General features: G+C 48.3%; 18 protein-coding genes and 1 pseudogene. 8 read left to right on the top strand and 11 right to left on the bottom strand.

The window, feature by feature from the left end; translation table 11 throughout:
• Positions 1 to 15 precede the first annotated feature (15 nt).
• The 4 genes and pseudogenes from ABUK12_RS10050 to ABUK12_RS10035 form a co-directional block, all read left to right on the top strand.
• On the top strand, positions 16 to 561 hold the full coding sequence (locus ABUK12_RS10050) for a hypothetical protein (RefSeq protein WP_410016133.1): 546 nt from the start codon (positions 16 to 18) through the stop codon (positions 559 to 561).
• 113 nt (positions 562 to 674) lie between these two features.
• Positions 675 to 1067 (top strand): S24 family peptidase, encoded by a 393-nt coding sequence (locus ABUK12_RS10045; RefSeq protein WP_410016132.1) that lies wholly within the window; start codon positions 675 to 677, stop codon positions 1065 to 1067.
• 825 nt (positions 1068 to 1892) lie between these two features.
• Complete coding sequence (locus ABUK12_RS10040; RefSeq protein ID WP_410016131.1) at positions 1893 to 2357, top strand: hypothetical protein; 465 nt, start codon at positions 1893 to 1895, stop codon at positions 2355 to 2357.
• Positions 2358 to 2863: 506 nt separating this feature from the next.
• Positions 2864 to 4047: pseudogene (locus ABUK12_RS10035) on the top strand (IS3 family transposase); the annotation flags it as partial.
• Between the two features lie 455 nt (positions 4048 to 4502).
• Here ABUK12_RS10035 and ABUK12_RS10030 read toward each other — a convergent pair.
• From ABUK12_RS10030 to ABUK12_RS10010, 5 genes are all read right to left on the bottom strand, one after another.
• Positions 4503 to 6569: a hypothetical protein gene (locus ABUK12_RS10030; RefSeq protein ID WP_410016130.1), complete on the bottom strand. Its 2067-nt coding sequence runs from the start codon at positions 6567 to 6569 to the stop codon at positions 4503 to 4505.
• Positions 6570 to 6582: 13 nt separating this feature from the next.
• Positions 6583 to 7515, bottom strand: a complete 933-nt coding sequence (locus ABUK12_RS10025; protein WP_410016129.1) for a glycosyltransferase family 2 protein — start codon at positions 7513 to 7515, stop codon at positions 6583 to 6585.
• Positions 7516 to 8159: 644 nt separating this feature from the next.
• The gene (locus ABUK12_RS10020; RefSeq protein WP_410016128.1) at positions 8160 to 10118 is read right to left on the bottom strand and encodes a hypothetical protein; all 1959 of its coding nucleotides are present in this window, start codon (positions 10116 to 10118) and stop codon (positions 8160 to 8162) included.
• Between the two features lies 1 nt (position 10119).
• The gene (locus ABUK12_RS10015) at positions 10120 to 10467 is read right to left on the bottom strand and encodes an EamA family transporter (RefSeq protein WP_410016127.1); all 348 of its coding nucleotides are present in this window, start codon (positions 10465 to 10467) and stop codon (positions 10120 to 10122) included.
• 1 nt (position 10468) lies between these two features.
• Entirely contained in the window at positions 10469 to 11896 is a 1428-nt protein-coding gene (locus tag ABUK12_RS10010) for a UbiA family prenyltransferase (protein WP_410016126.1), read from the bottom strand.
• A gap of 1121 nt (positions 11897 to 13017) precedes the next feature.
• Between ABUK12_RS10010 and ABUK12_RS10005 the strand changes: the two genes are divergently transcribed.
• Positions 13018 to 13506: a hypothetical protein gene (locus tag ABUK12_RS10005; protein WP_410016125.1), complete on the top strand. Its 489-nt coding sequence runs from the start codon at positions 13018 to 13020 to the stop codon at positions 13504 to 13506.
• Positions 13507 to 13529: 23 nt separating this feature from the next.
• Here the strand turns inward: ABUK12_RS10005 and ABUK12_RS10000 are convergent, their stop codons facing one another.
• The 4 genes from ABUK12_RS10000 to ABUK12_RS09985 form a co-directional block, all read right to left on the bottom strand.
• A complete protein-coding gene (locus tag ABUK12_RS10000) occupies positions 13530 to 16622 on the bottom strand; it encodes an efflux RND transporter permease subunit (protein WP_410016124.1) in 3093 nt (1030 codons plus the stop codon).
• A 10-nt stretch (positions 16623 to 16632) separates the two neighbouring features.
• Complete coding sequence (locus ABUK12_RS09995; RefSeq protein ID WP_410016604.1) at positions 16633 to 17709, bottom strand: efflux RND transporter periplasmic adaptor subunit; 1077 nt, start codon at positions 17707 to 17709, stop codon at positions 16633 to 16635.
• Between the two features lie 261 nt (positions 17710 to 17970).
• Positions 17971 to 19404 (bottom strand): alpha/beta hydrolase, encoded by a 1434-nt coding sequence (locus tag ABUK12_RS09990; protein WP_410016603.1) that lies wholly within the window; start codon positions 19402 to 19404, stop codon positions 17971 to 17973.
• Between the two features lie 80 nt (positions 19405 to 19484).
• On the bottom strand, positions 19485 to 19952 hold the full coding sequence (locus tag ABUK12_RS09985) for a glycine zipper 2TM domain-containing protein (RefSeq protein ID WP_410016123.1): 468 nt from the start codon (positions 19950 to 19952) through the stop codon (positions 19485 to 19487).
• Positions 19953 to 20447: 495 nt separating this feature from the next.
• Here ABUK12_RS09985 and ABUK12_RS09980 point away from each other — a divergent pair, with 495 nt between their 5' ends.
• Entirely contained in the window at positions 20448 to 21077 is a 630-nt protein-coding gene (locus ABUK12_RS09980) for a TetR/AcrR family transcriptional regulator (protein ID WP_410016122.1), read from the top strand.
• A 460-nt stretch (positions 21078 to 21537) separates the two neighbouring features.
• On the opposite strand, the gene ABUK12_RS09975 is transcribed toward ABUK12_RS09980, so the two are convergent.
• Together ABUK12_RS09975 and ABUK12_RS09970 are read right to left on the bottom strand one after the other, a co-directional pair.
• Positions 21538 to 22287, bottom strand: a complete 750-nt coding sequence (locus ABUK12_RS09975) for an SDR family oxidoreductase (protein ID WP_410016121.1) — start codon at positions 22285 to 22287, stop codon at positions 21538 to 21540.
• A 282-nt stretch (positions 22288 to 22569) separates the two neighbouring features.
• Complete coding sequence (locus ABUK12_RS09970) at positions 22570 to 23154, bottom strand: trypsin-like peptidase domain-containing protein (RefSeq protein ID WP_410016120.1); 585 nt, start codon at positions 23152 to 23154, stop codon at positions 22570 to 22572.
• 737 nt (positions 23155 to 23891) lie between these two features.
• On the opposite strand from ABUK12_RS09970, the gene ABUK12_RS09965 reads away from it, so the two are divergent.
• Positions 23892 to 24686: an N-acetylmuramoyl-L-alanine amidase gene (locus ABUK12_RS09965; RefSeq protein WP_410016602.1), complete on the top strand. Its 795-nt coding sequence runs from the start codon at positions 23892 to 23894 to the stop codon at positions 24684 to 24686.
• A gap of 228 nt (positions 24687 to 24914) precedes the next feature.
• Positions 24915 to 25214, top strand: coding sequence for a hypothetical protein (locus ABUK12_RS09960; protein WP_410016119.1), 300 nt, complete (start codon positions 24915 to 24917; stop codon positions 25212 to 25214).
• Positions 25215 to 25276: the final 62 nt, after the last annotated feature.

Here is a 25276-nt window from a genome sequence, read left to right as displayed (position 1 = left end):
CTTCAGGCTGTGAAGATGCCAGCCGCATTCATACTTCCGGATGCCATGACTCGTTACATGCATACATATTGGCTGAAAATAGATCCAACCAGTATGGGCGCAAATGGGTCAAGCAATGCTACGCTGGGAATTGGCGTAGCTTACCCGACCCCGGCGAACCAGATATTAAAATTAACACTGACAATAGTCAGTGGCGTGTTGACTGTTGTGCAACTAACCGTGCGTGGTTCCGGTGTAACTTTAACATCACAACTTTCCCCGCTTTATAATGGGTCTGCTCATCAATTAGCGGTTGAATACATATCCTTCGCTGACGATACACAAATGATGTTTAATGTGTATCTGGATGCAAATCTTGTCTACGCGTCGGCATACACGGCAAAAGTTGCATTCCCAGCAGGGACGGTCTCTGTTAACTCCGTGGCATGCCAGGGCACTTATACCCGAACATTTGCCGGGCGGTTTTATCGTGCTCGTATGGAAAATTTAACGCTGACGACTAAAACAGCATTGGCAATTTTGGTCGAGGATATGTCGTCAGTCTCCGGACGGCTCAGCTAAATCTCTCCACCGCTCAACGCCCTACGAATTCCCTCCACCGCCTCGCTTCACAAGTCAAACATCACGTGTCTACGCTTTGTAAAACAACAGTATCCGAGGTGCGCGCATTAGCTATGATGCCGAAATTTACATCACCTGCGGCTGACTATCTGGCGCGGCCAATCAGCCTGGACGAAACCTGCATCAGCCGGCCGGCAGCGACGTACATGTTCCGAGTAAATCGAACGATGATACATGCTGGCATTTTCAAAGACGCAATTCTGGTGGTCGATTCGAGCCGGAAGGCCGTGTCTGGGAGTATCATTGTTGCTGACGTTGGTGTCAGTCAGCTAGTCAGGCGACTGCATCTCGTACCTGAGATAGGGCTGGCGCGCCTTGATACGGGCTATAACGAGCTGGTAGATATCACCGATGTAATGGGCGAGGGGATAAACATTTTCGGCATGGTTACGTTCTGCGTGAACGATATAACGTACGGTGAGTTTGATGATAACCCGGTGATGTGACTGGGTGGTGACATATTGGTGACGTAACTGTACTGACAGCAGTGCGTCAGCGATATGTCAATGTTCGCCTAATGTCACTTGTGAATGCGGATCAGGCCAGTCAAAAAAATTTGTTATTTGTATCTCGACGGCCTTCTAAGCCATAGGTCACTGGTTCGAATCCTGTAGGGAAACACGCTGCGAATCAATGGACAATACGGGTGCGTGCCGCCACCATAAATTTTGCTTTATACCTGGTAGCGGTTGACCCTTATAGGTTTCCGCATCCCCGCGAGCCACCCCCGATACTGCCCCGCGGTTCAATGAAATCACAGTGCCAGAACCCGTACCGCTGTTTTGCGCCATTTATTCCCCCATTAATAACGGCAAGACTAAATCCAGCCAATGCCACACCGTGGCGATGTATAAAAATTACAGGCAGTCAGCCCACATCAAACTTTCAGCTTCTTGTACGATACCGGGATTATCCCGTCCTGCCGCTAAAGTAACGCTTATGCTTGAAGCCTGCATTCCGATGGCTTGATTTTTTTGTAAAAAACATCTAAAAACATCATGTTGTAATATGTTATTAAACACAAAGACATGGATGCATCCATTTATAGGTGAGCTTATGGCTATAAACATTTGATATAAATGTATTTTTCGGTCAGCGGTACTGCGTTTAGGGACGGGTTTTCTTCGGCGCAGAAACTAAAAAATGGGGTATCAATGCGGGTTTGTTAGGAACAGTAAAAACCATATGCCCGTCTCTGGAATAGGGAGGAAAAATTGTCTGGTAAATCCCGGTGGATAAAATTCATATGTTTTATGTGCCTGATGTCTTGCTTGTCACAAGCATTTGCGAACGATTTGGATCTCTATTCATTAGATACCGCCTCCTTTGCGTATCACATTTATGCCCCAAAGGAGGGGGACAACCAGTACTTTAAAAACCAACTGGTTGCCATAGAAAGAAAAGTGCATAAAAATTCAGATTACAGTTTTTTTGCCGGTACTTTTATCAATAGTGAAAGTAATAGATGCGTATTGCTGGGGATGGGGAAAAACTGGGTAAGACGCAACCAGTGGAGCTTTGAAGGGCTATACGCCTACGCGGGGGAGTTTGTATTTACGCCCTTTGAGCGTTGTGGCGATGATGGGTTCTACCAGGATATTAAACGGGCAACGGGTATAGGCTTCGCTCCCTATATATATCATGGCGTTAAGTATGATGTGAATAGCCATGTCAGTGTAAGGTCGGGGATTCTTCTGCCTGGTATTGTTATCATGAGCCTACAGTTAAGATTCTAATCGTGATGTTTATCGCGCAGGTTTGGTCGACATCTCTGTGTCATTCAAAATGATGCAGAGGTGTTCATGCGCGGTCCGTCGTATCCCAAAATGTTCAAAAACCAGGGCTCCCGCCAGAGGTCCGTTTTTTCCTGCGACAACGGCCAGGGCAGGCGGGTTCACCTGCTTTGTCATGTATAGGATGTCCATTCCTGCGACTATTATGATTGACGGCAACAATCTCAATTTCGATAATGTTATGCTGACTATAGTGCCACATTATGTGGACAAAGCTTCTATCTGGCCGGAGGCATTGCAGCAAGCAGGCCGCCGACCTGTTGCATATGGATTCCGGAATGGTATTACAACAATCGTCAGTGCCCCATGCAAATAATGAAACATCGATGAGGTCCCATACACATACTTTCTGGCTTTATGTATTAGCCCCCTGATGATCCATACACTTTGACCCGCCTAAAATAAGAGGTAGGCTTGGAACTATGTTCAAGACTGGTCAAAGCGAAATCATGGGTACTGTTCTTACTGAGCCAGAGCGACGCCGTCGTCGCACTCCGCAGGAGAAGATCGCCATCGTTCAGGAGACCTTCCAGCCAGGAAGCTCCGTTTCTCTTGTCGCTCGTCGTCATAATGTGAATGCTAATCAAGTCTTTAAATGGCGTAAGCAATACCAGGATGGCAGCCTGACGGCAGTCTCTGCCGGCGAAGAAGTTGTGCCGGCTTCTGAGTTAAACAGTGCCATGAAACAGATCCGTGAACTCCAGCGTCTCCTGGGTAAGAAAACCATGGAAAATGAGATCCTTAAGGAGGCGGTAGAATACGGCAAAGCAAAAAAATGGATTGCGCACGGACCCTTATTGCCCGGGGACGACGAGTAAAACCAGTGAGTGAAGCTCTGGGTGTGTCGCGTGCGCAGCTCTCGCTTTATCGTTATCGGCAGGCGGACTGGCAGGACGGTCGCATGCAGCGGCATCAGGATGACGCCGAATTACTGGAACACATCCGTGCCGAAGTTGCCGACCTTCCGAGTTATGGCTATCGACGCATCTGGGCTAATCTGCGCCGCCGTTCGGAGCAGGAAGGTCTGCCGAGGGTGAACGCAAAACGGGTATGGCGCGTGATGCGTGACAACGGCTTGTTGTTAGAGTCGAAACCCCGTCCCACACCGGATACCCGTCGTCACACAGGCCGGGTGGCGGTGGCCGAAAGCAATCGGCGCTGGAGTTCGGATGGCTTCGAGTTCCGCTGCGATAACGGCGAAAAGCTGCGGGTCACCTTCGCCATCGACTGTGGCGACAGGGAAGCCTTGGACTGGGCGGCCAGCACCGGCGGTTATGACAGCGATACGGTACAGGACGTTATGCTACGCTCAGTTGAACGCCGGTTCGGGCAAAACCTGCCGACAGCGCCCCTCGAATGGCTGACGGATAACGGTTCGGCCTATCGTGCCGATGAAACCCGGAGCTTCGCTAAAATGCTGGGCCTGGAGCCCCGAACGACCGCGATCAGAAGTCCACAAAGTAATGGTGTAGCAGAAAGCTTCGTTAAGACGATGAAGCGTGATTATATCGGTATGATGCCAAAACCGGACAGCCAGACGGCAGTGTTAAACCTGTCGTTAGCGTTCGAACATTACAACGAATATCACCCGCACAGCGCTTTAGGATATCGCTCACCAAGAGAATATCGGCGCAGGGGGAAACCATCAACCTAAGCGGGAATAGGTGCATGGATATATGGGGTCAAAACCACTTTATCGCGCGGAGCCGCAAGGCTTGCCCCGGATTTATGAAAAGCTTGCCTGGCACTTAATGCTTAACAATGGCTATCATTAAATATATTCTCCCCTTAATCTCCCGCAGCGGCTCTGTTGTCATTGCACCGCGTGTCCGCCGTTAGAGACCTGATAGGCTTGTGTTCCGTCGCGATAATGGTTAAAGCGATGGATTAACCTTTGCCATGGCTTATAACGACAGAGATACGCCGGACCTGGCGACATCTGCATCGTCGATAAGAAGCCTGTTACTGGCATTTGAGTGCTGGAAGCATATCGCCCGAATAGTGCTTTTGCATCCCATTCGTTAAGAAAATATCGGCGCTGGCCTAAACCAGCAACCTAAGCGGAGACAGGCGCAGTTACATACGCGCTCAAAGCCCCTGGCGCAGATTAATTACTAATGGTTGTATACCTATGGCGTCCAACCAAGAGACATTTTCTTGCACCGGCAGTATATCGATTATGTTCGATGACAATTTTGACGCTGGTATGGTTACAGTAATGGCTGCCGACCCACCCTGCGCCGCAATATACGGGATAGGCACCCGTAAAAAATCAGTCTTTAGAATAGAACCATCATTATTTAATTCCCTGACGCCAAGGTTTACAGGTATAAATGTTTTCAACCCTATCGGACGATTACTTGAATTGGTAACTTGTAATTTGATTTGCCATTCTTTTGTTTTTATATCAAAAGACGGTGATTGAATCAGCTCAATAGCCAACTCGTTGCCTTTGATTTTAATTAAACCTGGCAGATTTCCGAAAGGATTGACACTCCAATGCGAAGAATATAGGTCATATTCACATAGCCCGTCTTCAACATGATTCCTTCTGGCATATGCTAATACTCGTTTAGTATAGGTGTCATAAGGACTTAGTTTGAAATCCCAATCTTTAGGATTAAATGTAGAAAAACCATTAATCGTTCTTAAGGCAAACAATTCAGAGATAAACATTGCATCCACATTATGTGGATACAGATCTAGAATTATATTATCACTTAATACCGGATATTCGCCTGGTCGCTGCCCAGTAACGAAAAAAGCCTTACATGCCTCCGGCGGTGTAGGAACGCTTTCGATAAAGGCTAATTGGGTGGAACGATGCAGGTTCTGGTTAGGAGATATGTTTATCTGCTCCAGAATCAAGATAGATGCCGCAATAAAAATGACAAACTTGGGTAATTTTGCTTCTTGTTTTGCCAAATACAAGGTGGCAATGAGTGAAATCGGGAATATCAAAAATAAAGCATAGCGGGCGGTGACCCGCATACCTTTTGCTCCAGGAACATAGCGCCACACGAACTCCCATAGGGAACGTTCATTTACCTTTACTATTAATAAGATGGAAAAAATAATTGAAATTGCAACACTTGCATAAAATATATTACGGAAAGAACTTTTTTTAACCTTATTAAAATAAAACACGGCGCATATAGTTGAAATAAGAATGAAGGGAGGGAAACCAACTTGAAATTCACCTGTTCTATCTATTTGTGGGAAAAAAGTCCGGAAAATATAATTACTGAGATCACCAAATAAAAAATTACTATTACTAGGATCAAGGATGTTGGCAATAGACGGTGCGTAAATGAGGGCAGAGCTTAAATAATGTCCGCCAGTTTCTTTTATTTTTGGCATGTAAACAAGTATAAAAGGAATAGCGGAAATGATAAATACCCCAAAGGGTATAATTACCCCAATTTTGTAAAATTTTGTGCAAAATTTAATTTTGGCACGATCATTTCTTGTCAGAAATAGTAATAAGGCATAGAAAAAAAAAGTTGTGCATGTGAAAAATATGTAAAACCATGCCATATAAAAGGCTGTTATTAACCACGCCGAAAGTAATAATGCAGCAGCGCTGCCGTAAAAGAAAGCCTGTCTATTGTTATTCAAAAAAAATAAATGCTGGACATATTCGAAAATTAGCAATGTTAATAGTGGGCTAAACGCAATGCTAAGCAACTGTGCATGCGGTGCTTGTATGACGAGGCTATTGGCGAGAGTGAAAAGCAATGCGCCCAATATGGCATACGACGCTTTCAAATTAAAAGCTATTCTTCCTAATAAATAAAAGGAGAAATAACCTATCGCTTTTACCGTCAGATTAACAAACTCTGAGGATAAGAAAATATCAAAACCGAGTACACGGAAGAAACTATAAATGACACCATATATAAAATAGCCGTCGTTATAACCTAATGTATCTGTATAGGGATGAAAATATCCAACATCGTTCCAATGGGAACGTCCTAGGAAAGTGTTATACCAGTGTTGTAAAATGCTTGTTTCAATGATTCCATCAAATCGTTCACCCAATAATAATTCAAATCCTGTCCGGAACTGAGTATAAAATAAGAAAAAAACGGCAATCAAAAAACAGGCGACGCAGGCGAAGGTGCTTACCATTCGCTCTTTTTTGTAGGACAACATTACTTTCTCCACCTTACCGTACGATTGGAATTTTTAAATAAGCTAATCGCTTCATCTCTCTGCGTCCGGTAGTTACGTTTTCCAAAATTAAGCCTGTAATAAAGCTTATTGCAGATAAAATCATTAACCCTGTAGATAAGAGTGCCGTAGGCAGGCGTGGAACTAGGCCAGTTTCAAAAAATTGCTGTGCTAATGGGATAGCCAAAATAATACCTGAAACCGCAAAAAGAAGTGCAAGAAGACTATAGAAAAACAACGGACGTTCTGAAGAGTAGAGCTTAATGATGGTTTTTAGAATTCTGATTCCATCCTTGTAGGTGCTTAATTTGCTTGACGAACCTTCCATCCGGGGACTATAAGGGGTTTCAATTTCACAATAAGGCATCCTCAATTCGAGAGCATGAACAGTTAATTCAGTCTCGGTTTCAAAACCTTTCGCCATGGCTGGAAAGGACTTAGCATATCGGCGAGAAAATACGCGATAACCGGAGAGCATGTCGGAAAATTTACCGCCAAAAATGCTTTTTACACAGCCTGTTAGTACTTTATTGCCAAAAGTATGACCAGCACGATAGGCTTCTTTTTCCGTATGTTCCCTGGTACCCACCACCATATCGAGGCGCTCATTAAGCAATTTATCAATCAGTTTTTGGCAGCTTGAGGCGTCATAGGTTGCATCTCCGTCAACCAGCACATAAACATCAGCCTCGACATCCGCAAACATTCTGCGTACGACATTGCCCTTTCCTCTTTGGAGGACAGAAAAAACTTTAACACCATGAGATTTTGCGAGTGAGACGGTTTGATCTGAAGAGTTATTGTCGAAAACATAAATCGAAGCTGAAGGAAGAATGGCATTAAAGTCAGAAATTACCTTTCCTATCGAAATTTCTTCGTTAAAACAAGGGATTAAAATCGCGACTTCAATAGGTTTCTGCAAGATCATAAAAATACGCCTATACGGTTAAACCGCTTGCCACTGTTCGCAAACCATCTTTCATGATGATGCCCATGAAAACTAGCAAAAAATTTTACAAGAATAGAAAATGAAAGCAACAGTAAAACTAATGGTTTTATATTTCATAATGTTACAAATGTAATTGACATTAGCATTAAAGAAAATATCAGGCATATTGAAAGCTAAATATTTTTATTTTAAATCAGTAAGTTATGATTTTTTTAAATCACATCTCAAGTGTCAAGCGGAAGGCGTAACAGGGACTGGCTGAATCATTGTATCTTTATGATCAGAAGAAACATAACAAAAAATGATTAATGCTTGATAAATATACAACGTTCACCTGGCTATCGAGAAAATAACTACTGGGCTGGCCAAGGCTCATTTTAATCGCAACAGCTTATTACGTATCGGCCCTTTTGGCGGACTTCAAGCTTTACGCGTTTGGACAACGGCTCGTTACCGCTGGCACAATACTGCAGATAAGCACCATGGTAACAGTGTTTAATATTTTTTAAGGCGCCAGAATCGCGCCCGTGTGGCAAATGTCCGGACTAAAAAATTGGGAAATTTGCGTGTCGCCTATAATGATGGCAAGGGCAGTCCGGTTTTAATGGATATCAGCTTTTGTTTTAAAAGGTGATTTTTTCCAGGGCAAATGAAATACGCCTATAATCGCCTTGTGAAGGCGGTGTGGGATTTTTCCAAATAAATGTTATTGAGTTGACGCCCTGGCGAAACGTTCCTGCAGGAACATTAAACTGCTTATCTTCATTATTTATAGCAATAACTCCATCAAAAATAGTTACATCATTTATTTTTATGGCAGCTATAATCTTGCCATATGATGTTCCAGTAATCGTCACTGATTTTAATGTTGAAGTGTTCTGATCGCTATCAATATTAAATATCAGGTGCGATGAGTTCCCATCGCTCCAGCGATAGCTTGCTTCAGGTTTGCTCCACCCAAGTGATGTGTTGAAAATTTCAGAATCAAAATTGATAACACTTCCAGTATGTACTGACATTAACGGAAGTGTAATGACACCAGAGATGTCTTGATCTATTAATTTACAGCCGGAATGATAATTGTAATAAACGAACGGAGGAAATCTAACGGATGAACTCTTGCAGCCAAAATGTTTTCCATCTCTCTGAGACAAAAGCTGTTTTTTTATAAATCCTTGATGTATAAATGCTAAACTTTTATTACTATTAAAAAATGAACCATAATTCTCTTTGCTCAAACTTCTCTCAATAAATATTTCAGGGTCAGGATTATAAAATAATGGATAGCCGCCCATGATAAATTTTGCGACGGGGGAATGTTCTAGGCAGTCACGTGAAAAAACAAAATTATTAGCAGAGAGAAAAGTAAGTGCTGCACTTACTGTAATGAACAGTAGTAATAATAGCCATTTTTTAATCTTTAAAGTAGAGTAGACTTCTGCAAAAGAAAAAATAATGGGTACAGAAAGCCAGTAACTGTACCGTAGGATATTTTGCCCGCCGGGATTCCAATTGATGGTTGAGAGACAAGGAATTGCGGCAATAACACTTAGGAAGATCAAAAAAATGGGAAGTTTATGTATTTTATTTTTATGATAAAAAAAATGCGATACAAAGACAATAATAAGCGTTAACATTTGAAAAGGAATAAAAAGAATCATGCCCTGATTAAGATCAAAGAATATTTCATATAGCCTATGAGGCGATACTAAAGCTCTGTCAACAAATTTATGTTCAACTATAAGGTTTGGCACATTGAAGTAATAATAATAGAATAACGAGGGAAGTAAAATAATGAAAAAAATAATCAAACCGCATAATATAGTGGAAGAAACTTTTCTTTTATTTGTGATGAAAAGCCCTAATTCTTTTCTCGATAATCCAATGTTAGTAACCAATCCATAAAGAAAGAACAAACCTGCAACAATGCCTAAAGGCTGATTTTGCAATGCGGCCAAGGCCATAATTATCGCAGAGGTTTTGTAGCTGTTATTCTTCAGCAATACTAGAGAAATAATGCTTAAGGAAAATGTAAATGACTCCGGATGATTCCACAATAAGTAAGCGTAAGTGGTGCCGGTGAGCATTGGCACGATAATTAATATTTTATAAATGAAACTTTCTTTTAAAATAAAAATGACAAAAAATAAAGCAATGGCAAAGAATAGTGCATTTGTGGCTACAAAAGATAATGTAGGCCAATAATCAAGTTTGGAAAATAAATAATGCATTGGCACATTTACCAATGAATAGGCTGGAAAATGCCACGAATAAAGAGTATTTTTCACAGAGGTAAAATAAACATAATTTACCATTGGATTGTCGAAGCAGTTTGCTTCTTTTTTACAATCCAAATAGGGATCACTAAAATTAGGTTGCACCTTTTTAAAATCTGCGATAACGGAGTGAAGATCTTCACTTCGGAGATCGGGCGAGCCGTGATTTATAAATCCCTGAGTCATAAGGATGTATTCTTTACCATCTCCCGTGATTGGATATGTTTTTCCTTTAAGAAACATAGTTGTAAAAAAAACAGTTGATATTATAACCATCAACAAAATATATGTTTTGTGTATTTTCATTTTATCTGCTTGTATTGATAATGAATATTCCAATTACAACGAGTAGGGCACCAAAGAGCATCTTTAACGTCATTGTCTCGCCAAAAAAATATCCTAATATCATCAATTGAATTACTGCAAAAGAAACCATTATAGGATAAGCCCGCGATACATCCATTTCTCTAAGACCGATACTGTATAGGATGAACCCAATTCCATAAAAGCCTACTGCCGGTATTTTGGCCAAAGTTACATTTGTTATTGAGCTAACGAACCATAACTTGTCATTGTATTTCAAAATTATGCTAGCTATCGCACTGCATAATGCACTGAAAAATAAGGATGCAAAAGCATAACTAAAAAAATTCATATCACAACCATGTCGCCGATATAATAATTAACAATATTAACACACACATTAATTGACTTGCACGATCTTTTATCGCAAAAGCCACGGGATCTTCGTTCATAGCGTTTCGCCATGTTAAGATCCATATCCTTGTTAGCCATATAAATAAAATTGGTGCAATAAGGTATAATAAATTTGAGTTGCTATAGAGCTTTGAGCTGGCAAAACTATCAATGTAAAGCACAAAAATATGTATGGAAATATAGCCAGATGATATTCCTGCTGCTAAAAGTATTGGTAAATCAGAGGGATAATATCCTCTTCCTTTTAATTTTTCTTCTGAGTCGTTTGAATCTTTAAGTTCCACTACTCGTTTGACTACGGCCAAACTAAAAAATAGGAACATTGAAAAAGAAAGCAACCAATTTGAGAGGAAAATACCTGTGGCGGCGGCACCGGCTATGACCCGTAGTGAATAAAGTAAAGCTAGGGTCGTTACATCAATCACGGTTTTTGTTTTAAAATAAAATGAATAGGAAATAGTGATAATATAATAAGAAATAAGTACCCACAAAAAATTCGTAGGTAGCGTCATGCCAATTAAAAAGGAGACTGTAAGAAATAATACTGCTCCAATGCAACCATGAAGTATAGATATATCACCTGATGCCAATGGTCTATATTTTTTCTTTTTGTGAGCCCTATCTGCACTTAAGTCCAACAAGTCATTTAATAAGTAAACACTTGAGGCACATAAACTAAACGCAATAAATGCTATAATACAGTTAATGATAGTCTCAGCATTCCCTAATTGATGTGCAGCCAAAAAAGGAACGAAAATCAAGAAATTTTTAGCCCACTGGTGAACCCTTAATTCCTTGAGCCAAGAACTTAATACTCTGTTTTCACTACGATAATCTAATAAAATTGGAATTTTAACATTCTTAACGAATTTTTTAGGCAAATCAACGAGAATAGCATGATCGGCCTTTTCCCATACGCTAATGTCTTCTTTGGAGTTACCTGCATAATCGAAACCCTTCCCTTGGGTAAACGAAAGTATACTGTTAGCTTTATTTTTCGCAGAAATATTTTTCTTTTTATTACTGGCTATAACTCTATTGAACAGATTCAAATGCCCGGCTATGCAGTTAGCAATCTTCTCATTTGCAGCAGTACATAGCCATATTTCCCTGCCGTTATTTTTTTCAGCATAAATATAATCAATTATTTTCTGATTATAGGGTAAATGCGTTGGATCAAGAAGGACACGTTTTGAAATTTCATATTTAAAGGCGGCTTTGCCTTTGAAAAGCCAAAACAAGCATAGAAATAGATATAGTGGTCTTTTTTTTAATAGCAAAAATAACGACTCATATAGGGTATCTGTTTTGATCAGGGTACCATCTAAATCAATGCATAATGGAGTGACTGGATTATGCGAAATCATAAGAGTAATTTCCTTGATGAAATAAAATTATTATCAAGCAAATTAAATTTTTGCATGATTCATAATTTTTTAATAGTTCTTGTATAGGTGATATTTATTAAATAATATGAAACATATGCAGCAAGCATCTATTAATAATGATGCTACCAGTAGTATGATGCTGGTATGAATGTATATTTTATGTTGATGCACACAGGAATTAACGTAAAATGGCCTTTTATCTCGGACAAACATCTATAGTCCTTATGTTTTTTTCATCGAAAACATTTCAATAATTGATGTTGAGATCATAAAAAATTCCATTCCGGCTTAGCTTATATGTCAGACCTAAATAATACAGCTATTTTATCTGTTCTGTTAGAACTTAACAATGGAATTTTTCTTATGTTTGCATAATGTTAGTGCGCGTAGTTTTTGCAATTTTCTCTTTTAGCAAATGGTTGTAGTGAAATTATAAGTAAATAAACTACTATCGGCAAAATTGATAAATACTTGAATAATATTTCATCATTAGAGTAAGTAATACCAGAAACCGTGATAAAACATGTCGGATCGCATCGTAGGGCGGTTTGATGGCGGAAGATGCGAGCCATTGCCTGTGTAGTAAATGAGTTCGCCAACTTATGAATTCACATCTGGGTTCGCAAAATAGTGCAGTATGGTGTCGGTGGAATCGTATTTCGCCGACAGGTCAACCCTTTGGCATGCATGTTTTCGTTCTAAAGCGACGCATGTAGGTTCTTGGATGAAGTATACAAGCTGTTTTTAACGATTAAAGTGATTCTATCCCGGTAAAAAGAAGCCGCGCCGCTTTCTTGTAAGCGTTACTGCTTTCGTTTAACGGCCCATGTAGGTTAAAGGTGTGCCGGTGAGAATGGTCACCACGCGGTTTTGCTGGTTGTGAAGTTACTTTTGGCAATTCTGACCACAACAAATGATAAATTTTTGCATTAAATCAGTTGCTATCGTGGAAGCGGGCTTTAACGGCAGGACTAGGCCGCCTGCCTTGGGCATTTTTTATATGAAGATGTAGCCCTGATAATGTTTTGCCGTGGCGGTTAAAGCAGCTATCATTAGAATAATGATACTATTGACCCAACCCTTGCTGATCTGGACACTCTATGAACGTATACACATCAATACAAAAAGCCTATGAGGACTATATTCAGTCGAGAACACATTATTGGGACCATCTCCATGGCGCTTTACGCGGTTTTGTCCCGGGATTCCTCGATTATTTAGGTATTGAAACAAACCTTTTTTATCTTCCTGATGGGTCTGAAGGAAGTTATATCGCCATCGGCGAGGGGATAAACAAGGAGTTCTTAGTCAAGGACGCCCAGGAATTAAACAAGTCGAAAGAGTTGTCTATCGCTTTTACCATACGCATCGCATTAGAAGACACCAATGATAAAAGCAACAACTCTTATTATTATTTTGCTTGCAAGTTTTTGAAGCGAAATGATAAGTTTTTTTTCTTTTTCACCGATCAAACCATTGGTGAAGTGAATGTGGATGTGAGGGAGGGTGAGACCGGGGAGTTTAATCCGGTTTATAAAAAAATAGTAGATAACCTTTTGGATAAGCTGCATACAAGCACCCTAGTATAAAGAAGCGCGTGCCGGAGACTGCGTTATCTTTTCACCCACTCGCGCAGCCGTTGGATGTGCCAATAGAGCGCGGGGATGATAATGATGCCGAGGGCGGTGGCCAACAGCATGCCGCTAAAAACCGTTACCCCGATAATGCGCCGGCTCATCGCGCCGGCGCCGGTTGCCAGCACCAGCGGCATGACGCCGAATATAAATGAAATGGCCGTCATCATTACCGCGCGAAAACGTTGGCGGGCGCCGTCCAGGGCCGCGTCGGAAATGCTGGCGCCTTCTTCCCGCCGGGCTTTGGAAAACTCAACGATCAGTATGGCGTTTTTCGCCGCCAGCCCGATCAAAAGCACCAGACCGATCTGGGCGTAGACATCGTTGGCGAAGCCCATGGCAAAAAGCCCCGCCACCGCGCCGGCCATGGCAAACAGCACTGATAACATCACTACCAGCGGAATACTCCAACTTTCATACTGCGCCACCAAGAATAGATAGGCAAAAACCAGTGCGGCGGCGTAGATAAATACCGCCTGCCCGCCGGCATACTGTTCCTGCCAGGACATGCCGCTCCAGGCATAGCCATAACCCGCGGGCAGCGTTTGCCGCACAATCTTTTCCATGACGTTTATCGCCTGGCCCGAGCTTATGCCCTGCGCGGCCGAGCCGTTGACCGTCACCGCCGGAAACTGGTTAAAATTGGCGATAAACGGCGCGCCCAGTACTGGACTCAGACGGACCAGATTTGCCAGCCTCACTAAGGCGCCGCTATCGCTGCGCACGCTGATCTGCCCGATTTGTTCCTGCCGCTGGCGAAAATCCATGTCGTTTTGCAACTGTACGTTAAACATACGGCCGTTATGGGGAAAATCGCCTACGTTCACTCCGCCCATCGCGCTTTGCAGCGTGGTGAAAATGCGGCTCACCGGCACTTGCAGCAGGGCGGCCCGCTCGCGGTCTATACTCAGGCCTACCTCAGGCACCGAGGCGCTGAAGGTGGTAAATACCCGGCTTAGCCGGGGATCCTCGTTGGCGGCCAGGATCACGGCGCCGGCCACCTGTGCCAGCGCCTGCGGTGATTGGCCTTCCAGCGCCTGAATGCGCAAATCGAAGCCGGAGGCGCTGCCCAGGCCGCTGATGGCCGGCGGATTGAACGCCATGATCATCGCCTGGGGTAGGGTGGATAGCTGGGCCTGGATTGTCGGCAACACCTGGTCGACATGCGCGCGTTCGCCCCAGGGTTTCAGCAAGACGAAGGCGAAAGCGGTATTGGGCGCGCCGCCGCCGCTAAGCAGGCTGTAGCCGGTAATTTTAATGACATCCGCGACGGCGGGATTCGCTCGTATCAATTGATATGCCTGGTCCATGACCCGCTGCGTACGGGACAACGAGGCCCCGTCCGGAAGCTGTACGTTAACAAAGAAAAATCCCTGGTCTTCATCAGGCAGGAAAGCGCTGGGCAAGCGGCTATAGCCGAACCAGGTGAGCGCGCCCACCGTCAGTAATATCACCACGCTGATCGCGGCGTGTCGCCCGGTCATCCGGGCGAGGCGGACATAACCGTCGCGAATGGCGTTCAGGCCGCGATTAAAACCGCCAAATATGCCGGTTACCGGCGGTTCGCGCCGTGATAGCAAGACGGCGCACAGTGCCGGGGTGAGGGTGAGGGCGTTGATGCTCGACAAGATGACTGCAGCGGACAGCGTAATGGCGAATTGCCGGTATAGCTCCCCGGTAATGCCGGGCAGGACGGCGATAGGCACAAATACCGCCAGCAGTACCAACGTGGTGGCGATGATGGGACCGGCGATTTGTATCATTGCCTGGCCGGTTGCCGTCGACGGCGTCAGCGTTTCATCCTGCGACATCAGGCGCTCCACGTTTTCCACCACCACAATAGCGTCATCCACCACTACCGTCAGCGCCAGGATAATGGCGAACAAACTGAGGGTGTTGGCGGAGTAACCGAAGATAAACAGCACGGCAAAGGTGCCCAGCAAGGACACCGGTATCGTCAGCGCCACGATAAAGGTCGCACGCAGGCTTTGCAGGAATAAAAAAACCACCGCCAGCACCACCACCAGCGTCAGCCCTAGCGAGATCACGATCTCATCGAGGGTGGCGGTGACCGTGACGGTGGAGTCATATTTAATTTCATAGACCAGGTCCGGCGGGAAGGTGTGCGCCAACCGCGCCATTTCCGTCCTGACCGCATTGGCCACATTCAGCGCGTTGGAGCCCGGCGCGGCGTACACGCCCATAAAGGCCGCGTCCGTTGAGTTCAGCGCTGAGTTAACCTGGTAATTCTGCGCGCCCAGGTCCACCCGCGCCACATCGCTAAGCCGCACCATGCCGCCCTGGGAATTGGTGCGGATAATGACCTGGGCAAACTGCGCCGCGCCCAGCAGTCGTCCCTGGCCGCTGATGGTCAGGGTACGCTGCTGGCCGGAGCTGATGGGCGGCGAGCCGATTTGACCCGCGGCGGCCTGGATATTCTGATCGCGCAAGGCCTGGATGATATCCTGTACGCTGACGTTAAGCGCCTCCATGCGCTGCGGATCCAGCCAGATGCGCATACTGTAATCGCGCGCGCCGAAGATTTGCACGTCGCCGACGCCGTTGATACGGGCGATGGCATCACGGATACGCAGGCTGGTAAAATTACTGACGAACAGATTGTCATGGCTATGCATAGGCGAAAATACGTTCACGCCCAGCAAAATATTCGAGGAGCGCTTACGTACCGTCACGCCATTATTATTCACTTCGGCGGGCAGCTGCGCGCTGACCTGGGCAATGCGGTTTTGCACCTCCACCGCCGCCATATCGGGATCGGTGCCGGTGGCGAAAGTGATATTGAGCTGGTAGCCGCCGCTATTCGCGCTGTTGGATTCCATATAGAGCATATGGCTGACGCCATTGACCTGGGCCTCGATGGGGGAGGCCACGGCTTCGGCCACATCCCGGGCGCTGGCGCCGGGATAAGTGGCGCTGACCGAGACCACCGGCGGCGCGATAGTGGGAAATTGTTCTACCGGTATGACGGTTAAGGCGGTTAGCCCGACAATAGCGGTCACCACCGCGATAACAATAGCGAACTTCGGTCGCCGGATGAAAAAATGCAGCATGGCGCGTCCCTTATCTTGAGGTATCGATTGATGGGGCGGCAAGGGTGGCGTCGACCTCCATGCCAGGCCGTACGCGCTGCAAGCCGTCGACGACAACCCGTTCACCGGCGGTCAATCCTTCTTTAATCTCATATTCCTGCTCAAACTGGCTGCCGGTAACCACCCTGCGCACTTCCACCCGCTGGCGGCCGTCGACCACCAGGACAAAAAAACCCTCCCGGTCCTGCTGTAGCGCGGCGATAGGCGCCATGACCACCGGCTGCGCGGGGCCGGCCACCAGCGCAACGTTGACCACGCCCCCGGGCAGCAGCAGATGACGGGGATTGGCAAAACGCGCCCGCACGGTGATGGTGCCGGTCTGGCTGTCAATCTGGTTATCCACCGATTCAAAAACCCCGGGTTCCGTATACTCCTGTCCATTGGCCAATTGCAGGCGGGGGGTATAACCGCTGGCGGACAGATCGTCGGCGTCGCCGGTATGCCGGTAGGCAACGGTGATATAGTCACGTTCATTGATGGCTACCGCCACCCGAATGGGGTCAAGCTGGACGATATGCGCCAGCGCACCGCTCGCCGGGTTGATAAGGCTGCCGGTATTGAAATGACTGTGGCCGATGCGCCCGCCGATGGGCGCAAGGATGCGGGTAAAGCCGAGCTGCAGCTCCTGCATACGCAGGGTAGCCTGCGCCTGTGACAGCGCCGCGTTGGCGGTGTCCCGCTGCGCCACCGCCGTATCAACATCCGCGCGGCTTACGGATCGCTGTTCCCCCAGGCGCTGTATCCGCGTCAGATTGACCTGGGCGTGCCGCGCGCCGGCATTGGCGCTGTCCACTTGGGCCTGGGCCTGCGCGACCGAGGCCTGGTGCAGGGCGGGATCGATCTCGAATAAGACTTCGCCAGCCGTGACCAATTGTCCGTCGGCGAACTCCCTGCGGGCGATAAACCCTTCGGTGCGGGTCAACACATCCACCGCTTGGATGGCCTCGATGCGCCCCAGGTAATAATGGACGCGCTGCGGCGCCCGTTGCTCAATAATCGCGATGGTAACAGCCGGAGGCGGCGCGGCCGATAACGGCAATATCGTCATGGCGGTGGACAGAAACGCAGCGATATTAAACAACACCACATATTGTTTATTTGACATTATTTCCACACTCATTAATTCATAAGTTATATTTTTGGAAATCGAGATGCTATTCACACTTCACTATTTCATTTCACTGGTTATAAAGAGAACGTTAAACTTACCGATAAATAAACGCTGGCTTGCGGTTATTACCAATAAAAACTGTTCGCCTGCCGCGGGCGCCGATCAGGTAAAAGGGAATAAGCTTCGCGCTAATCGGTTTTATTGCGCGTCCATAACAATTTTGGCGTTAATCCTTTTCAACATATAGGGATAAAAGGGATTGGACGCGAGCCGCATTAAGGAGTCCAAACCTACTACCAGCACCGCCCTTTCGCCGCGGGCGGCAAACGCGCCCAGACTGATGCCATATTGATCCTTTGGCTGCGGAAAGCGCCCGTAGAGCGAATCGTTCATCGGGAAGGGCAGCGCCACGTGCGAGAGGGAAAAAATATCCGCCGGATACTGAATGCCCAACAGCTCGGTCGACTCTTCCGTCTGGCCGGCGAGCGTAGTGCGTGCTAGCGTATCAAGGCTATCGGAGGAGACATTGGTGACAATGGTGGTGGTATAGCGGCGCGGCGGCGGCGGTAACAGGCGCGACAGCGCCAGGTAGGAGGAGGTGCGCAGCAAGGGACCGAAGCTTTCTGCCTGGTTCAAATCGAACAGCACCACTTCACTGCCGTTCGCCGGCAGATGCTCAAACAGCGCGGTAATCACGGCGCGGGTGCTGACGGTAGAATCCATTACCGACTGGAAAGCCAAGATAGGCGGCAAGGCGTCCAGGCGGTTATTCGCGGCGTCCTGGGTGATCTGCTGCTGTAGCGCGCGTGTCAGCTCAAAGGATTGCCGGCCGCCATTGACCGGAAAAGAGTTATATTTAAACGGGTTGAATTCGGGGACGATACCCAGCCAGGCCGCCTTGGCGAACGCGGGGAACAGGGCCGGCCAACCCGCCACGCCGGCGAAGCGGGCAAAACGGGTTACGCCTATCATGGGCGATAGCAAAATGATCCGCGTCGGTTTCGTCAGGTGCGGATTCTCCAGCGCGTCGAGCGCGTATTTCATGGCCAGCGCGCCGCCGTTGGAAAACCCGACGACATGCAACGGCGCATCGCCGCCGAGCACCCTGGCCTGGCGTACCGCCAGGCGGGTAGCCGCCATCCAGTCTTCCCATCGCACATCGGTCAGCGCGCCGGGCACCGTGCCGTGCGCGGGCATACGGATGCCGATGGCCACAAAACCCTGCCGGCGGTAGCTTTCCGCGATATGGCGCAGGCTATAAGGCGTGTCGGTCAGGCCGTGCAGCAATACCACCGCCCCCTTGGGCGTTCCCTCCGGCATCAATATATAAGAACGGTTCCAGTTAGTGGCAAACCGATCGGGGAAAATCGGGCTGCCGGAAAAATAGCGGTTTAAGGGTGTCTGCTGGCTGATATCCAGTTTATCCGTTACATTTTCCCGCACGGACTGGAAGAGTTTATTTTCGGTGGCGATATAATCGGCCCAGGTCGCCTTATCAATCTCATCGGCGTGCATATCCTGCGGCACGAAGGTGTGCCACAGCTGGAGTTCCGGACCGCGTTCGGTCTCATAGATCCTGATGGCAAACGCAGCGAGACCGAGAATAACCGCAACCATGAGCAAACGGACCATCCATCGGCGGAACATGCGCAAAAGCATAATGATAACTCCCTATAAAACGACATCGCCCCGGCAATGGGGCAGTGGCCTGGTTAGCGTGGTGAAACCGTGACCCTGCCGCCGCCCGAGGCAATGGCGACACGCTGTCCGACAAAAAACTGGCTGGGGCCCTGCGCCTGGGCGACAATAATCGTTGAACCGTCGTCGCGGCGGATTTCAAGCTCTACGCCCGCGCTGCGATTGGCGGCGCTTTGTATCCCCGAGCCTGCCGCCGCTCCGCCTACGGCACCCGCGGCGGTGGCCAGGCCGCGGCCCGATCCGCCGCCGATGGTGTTGCCTAAAAAGCCGCCGATAACGCCGCCGCCGATGGTGCCGGCGGCGTTTTCGCCATTACCGCCCTGTATCGTGATGGGGCGTACGGAAATTAATGTGCCGTAGGTGACGGTATGGACCTGCCTGGCCTGCGCGGCGGTGAAGGTATCGCCGGATGAGGTGCGGTTGGCGGCGCATCCGCTCAGGACCGCCAGGGAGACGGCAATGATGAGTGATATTCTGGTCATTATGCACCTCTGTTATTTTTGACTTTATACGGCATAGGCGAAATTATGCGTAGGGTTATATTCATATTAAATAGTTTTAATAAAGCACGCGTCGTATAGGTTATCCATAATAGACGTTGGCTTTAGTCATGATGGCCAGGCGCCTGCGGTGCTATCCCTAATATAAAATGTTCCGGCAACGGCGAAAAAAGCCAGCCCCCCGTCCATGACAAAGGATGATAATATGGCTGTGTATGCATCAGATTAATTAATAAATAGGATTATGTAATTATTGTTGCCGGCGAGTAATACTAGCGCTTGCCACTATATAAGCATTATTTATTACACGGTTGTGAGATATTGATCATAATAGCGGGTGAGATGCCGCACTATTTTGCCTCGGTCGGCGCCGGGGAGCCGGGCGGCGAATATGCCGCTGTCCGTAGCGTTTAAACGCGGGGCCGGGTGTTATCTGTCGCTTGCCGTGGCGGCGGCGATAATTTAGAATCGATCGTTATGAAAACCTTAAAACCCTCTGCAGGCAAGCCGCGCGGCCGGCCGCGCTCTTTTGATCGCGAGGCGGTATTGGATCGGGCGATGCGTCTGTTCTGGCTGCGCGGATATGAGTCCACTTCCATGGCCGAGCTGCTGAAGGTCATGCAGGTTACCACGCCCAGTGTTTATAGTGCTTTCGGCGATAAAGAGCATCTGTTCCTGGAGGCTATCGCACGTTATATCGATGGTCCGGCCCGGTATCAGGCCGAGGCGTTGAAGGAAAAGACCGCGCGGGCGGCGGTTGAACGCATATTGAGCCAGGCGGTTGAGAGTATTGCCGATACCAGTACGCCGCCGGGATGCATGCTGGCCCTCTCGGTTATCAACTGTTCCGCTGCGTCGGAGCCGGTGCGGAAAATCGTTAACGAGGCCCGACAGGAGACGGAGCGCGCGCTGTGCCGGCGCATCGCGCAAGGTATCGCCGAGGGCGACGTCCCGGCGCAGACAGATGCCGGCGCATTGGCCGGCTTTTTTGCCACGGTGCTGTATGGTTTGTCCATTAAGGCCAAGGAGGGTATTTCGGCGCATGAAGCTCGCGCCGTGGTGGATACTGCCATGCGGGCATGGCCGGCAAACCCGCGCTCCCTTTAACAACTTTGCATTGCGTTCGGTGTTGTCGGGCCTAGCGCGCCATGGGACGCTCGGTCGGGCGAAAACCCCACGCCCGATTCGACCCCATCGGCACGCTCTCCCTTGAACACGTCTGAGTTGAGTTCGGTGTTGTCGGGCCTAGCGCGCCATGGGACGCTCGGTCGGGCGAAAACCCCACGCCCGATTCGACCCCATCGGCACGTTCTCCCTTTAACACGTTTGCATTGCGTTCGGCGTTGGCGGGCCTAGCGCGCCATGGGACGCTCGGTCGGGCGAAAACCCCACGCCCGATTCGACCCCATCGGCACGTTCTCCCTTTAACACGTTTGCATTGCGTTCGGCGTTGGCGGGCCTAGCGCGCCATGGGGCGCTCGGTCGGGCGAAAACCCCACGCCCGATTCGACCCCATCGGCACGCTCTCCCTTTAACACGTTTGCATTGCGTTCGGTGTTGGCGGGTGTCAGATTTGCGCCTGGCCGCCGTCGACGAACAGTTCGGCGCCATTGACGAAACTTGCCGCATCCGAGGCGAGGAATACTGCCGCCTTGCCGATTTCATCCGGGTGTCCCACTCTTCCCAGGGGCACCAGCGCCGCGAAGCTGTCCACCAGTGCCTGCTGCTGATCGGACTCCACCAGGCCCAGCAATCCCGGTGTTTTGACCGGACCGGGACTTAAGACGTTAACGCGGATATCCTGTCCTTCCAGATCCTGTATCCAGCTGCGGGCAAAATTACGGATGGCGGCTTTTGTCGCGCTATAGACGCTAAAGTTTTTCCCCCCGATAGCAGAGGTGGTTGAGCCGGTAAGGATCACCGACGCGCCTTTTGCCAGCAGGGGCAACGATTTTTGTACGGTAAATAGCACGCCTTTCACGTTGATATTGAACGTGCGATCGTAGTGTTCTTCGGTAATATCGGCCAGCCCGAGTAGCTCACCGCCGCCGGCGTTAGCGAGCACGATATCCAAGTGTCCCTTGTGTTCCTTGATGCGGGCGAAAAGGTTATCAAGCGCGCCGAGGTCGGCGACGTCGGCCTGGATGCCGAAGGCGTTAGAACCCAGTTCGGCCAAGGCGTCATCCAGCTGCGCCTGGCGGCGCGCGGTGATAAAGACAAACGCGCCTTCATTGATAAACTGCCTGGCAATGCCCAGTCCGATTCCGGTGCTGCCGCCCGTGACCAACGCTATCTTACCTTGGAGTGATTGACTCATGCTGTCACCTTGGTTGTAAGTTAAGGGAAAATCCCGGTTGTGGTTCCGTATAAGGAGATAAATTAATTTCGTAATTAACGTTACGAAATTAAAGGGTGGGAATGTGCACGTCAAGGCTTTTCATATCAAATGTTATGAAATTAGTGAGAATGCTTTGTTAAATAATGAGCAACCCTTCCCGGCCATAACGGCGGTAGGCGCTAACGAGGAAAGGGCGTCAGACGGCGGGAGAATGATGGGGCGCCGCCTGTGTCAGTACGGTGGCGCAATCGATGATAGCCGTTAACTTTTGGTTTCCCGGGTGACCCAGCCGGCAATTTCCTGGTAGGGAACGAACATCGTCTGATTCCGCTTGGGATGCGTCGCGGTGAAAACCCCGACTATCGCGCCATCCTGTGCATAAACCGGACCGCCGCTCATTCCCGGCACGCCGCCGGCGTCGCTCAGGCCGACCAGGCAACTGGTGCCGGGTTTATCCCACCAGCCGAATTCCTTTAACACGCCGCTTGAAGAGGTTGGCATCGCGGTATAGGCGTTGTACCCATACAGTCTGAGTTTATCGCCTTTGCCCGCCGTCTCAAGCTTGGGCAAGGCGCGTCCGGTATTATCGTGGTAGATAATGGCCACATCGCACAGAGGGTTGTAAGCCTTTACCTTGACCATCATCATCTTCGCTACATGTCCGGCGGTCAGGCTGTACTTCGCGGTGAGGGGAAAGCTGGAGCCGATGGCCCCCGCCAGGACGGGAATGCCGATAAAATGAAAGTCCGCTTTATTTCCCGCGGTCTGATCAACTTTGTAATGGCCGACACCGGTACATGCCGATAACAACAAAGGAAATAAAGTAAAAAGAATGTTAATTTTCATCGTTGCCGCTTCATCATTGTTCTGGTGATAAAATTGATCGGCGAATTGATCAAGCCTGGCTAATATGTCTTGCCAGTAGGATTAACGGCTTAAGGTGAGAATTCTTTAGCCTGAAAATCGTAATTATTATTTTTTATATTGGCGTCATAAAAAATGATGGCGACAGCGTATAAAGAATAAATAAAAAAAGCTAACTTAAGCCAAATAATCAAATCATAAAGTCCTGTTGCGCCTTCTTATCGCTGCCATAGGAAATTTAATCTATGCCAAAAAGTGTAATATTATGATTTAAATGACTTTTAAGTGAAGATGCCAATGATGAAAATCATTCTATGCTGGAATAATAAAGACGTTGCCATCGCGGGTTACGGATAGTGCGAAAAAACATGCCGGGGATAACGTTAATAACATTTCACAGGAAAAGGCGGCAAGGTGAAAATTAATATTCCCGTAGTGGATAGGTTAAATCGGCAGTGGCTAATGCTGAATAAAGTCAAATTTTTTCTCTATCTGCGGGAGTTTATTCCCAATTGGTTATCACAATGATAATCGCTTCACCCTTCTTTTTTATCGGGTGGAGACTTCAGTAACAAGGGGATTGGCAACGGGATTAACCGGCCATATCAAATAGTGTTTAGGCGGAGTTAAGGACGGGAAGGCTAAGATTTTTGTTTTAAGGTGAGACCAAGGTGATAAATAAAAAATCTTTCTCGGGCCGGTCCCTGGCGGTGGCGTTGATGCTCTCCGGCTGCGCCGACAGGGCGGGGATAACCGATCGCGGCCGTTATGGAGTCGATACGTCTATCGCGTCGTCAAGCCAGGATGAGAGAGTGCGCTATCTGGTTATGCATTATACCGCCGTTGATGATGGGGCGTCGCTGGCTTTGCTGACCCGGGGCACGGCAAGCGCGCATTATCTGGTTTCGTCCGCCCCCCCGCTGATCAACGGCAAGGCGGTGGCGCAGCAGCTGGTGCCGGAGGACAAGCGCGCCTGGCATGCAGGGATAAGCGAATGGAACGGGCGTAGCAATCTTAACGATACCTCTATCGGTATCGAAATCGTCAATCCGGGTTTCACCGAATCGGCCGCGGGGAAGCGCTGGTATCCCTACGCCCCCGAACAGGTCGAGCTGGTGGCGCGTTTGGCTGAAGATATTATCCGGCGCTACCAGATACGCCCCGATAACGTGGTGGGGCATAGCGATATCGCACCGCTGAGGAAAACCGATCCCGGCCCGCTGTTCCCCTGGGCCCAACTGGCCGAGCGCGGCATCGGCGCCTGGCCAGATAAACACGTAGTGGATAAATATCTGGCGGGCAGGGCGCCGGAAGCTGACGCGCCGGTGGCTAACATCCAGCGCGCCTTGGTTAAATACGGTTACAGCCTGCCGCTCCATGGCAAGGCCGATGAGGAAACCATCCGGGTTATCAGCGCATTCCAAATGCATTTCCGCCCCGCAAATTTTTCCGGTCGGGCGGACGCTGAAACCGAGGCCATTGCCCTGGCCTTACTGGAAAAATACCGTGCATAATTATCCTGCCCCGTCCGTTCGTCCAGCCCGGGCGGGGATACAGCATGCGCAGGCACAGTGCAGGCGACGGGTAAATGCTTTCATCTTGTCCCCTGCAGCGGCGGATCAGCCGCCTTATCGGCATAATTCTGCGCGATACTTACACAATCACTCACACAAACGGTGTGTAATCAGGTAAAATAGAATGTCGTTTCAGGCGAAAAATGAAAATGCGGAGGTATACCTGTCATGAATTCGAGTAATCAGCAACCTATCGAAACCAACACCAAACCCATCACCACAACGTTGTCAGGCGTCATTACCAAGTCCCCGAGCCGTATCAAAGGCAACACCGGCCGCCCAATGGTAAAAGCGACCATCCTGGCGGAAAGCGATAAGCGCAGCTCGTATCCCCTCACCGTGGTCGGCTTCGACATCATGGCGCTGGAACTGATGGCGCATTTACGTGGGGAACGTCTGACCATTACCGGACGCATGGAGTGGAACGGCGGTTATTCCATCGTCGCGGATCAAATTATCGCCGTCTGATGAACTACCCCTTCGGGGGCACTTCTTCAGGTCTGGTAGTCAGTGCTGTTGTCCCTACTGCG

This window comes from Sodalis sp. C49 (assembly GCF_046352915.1).
Lineage (GTDB): Bacteria > Pseudomonadota > Gammaproteobacteria > Enterobacterales > Enterobacteriaceae > Acerihabitans.
This window is presented reverse-complemented; position numbering and strand designations above follow the sequence as displayed.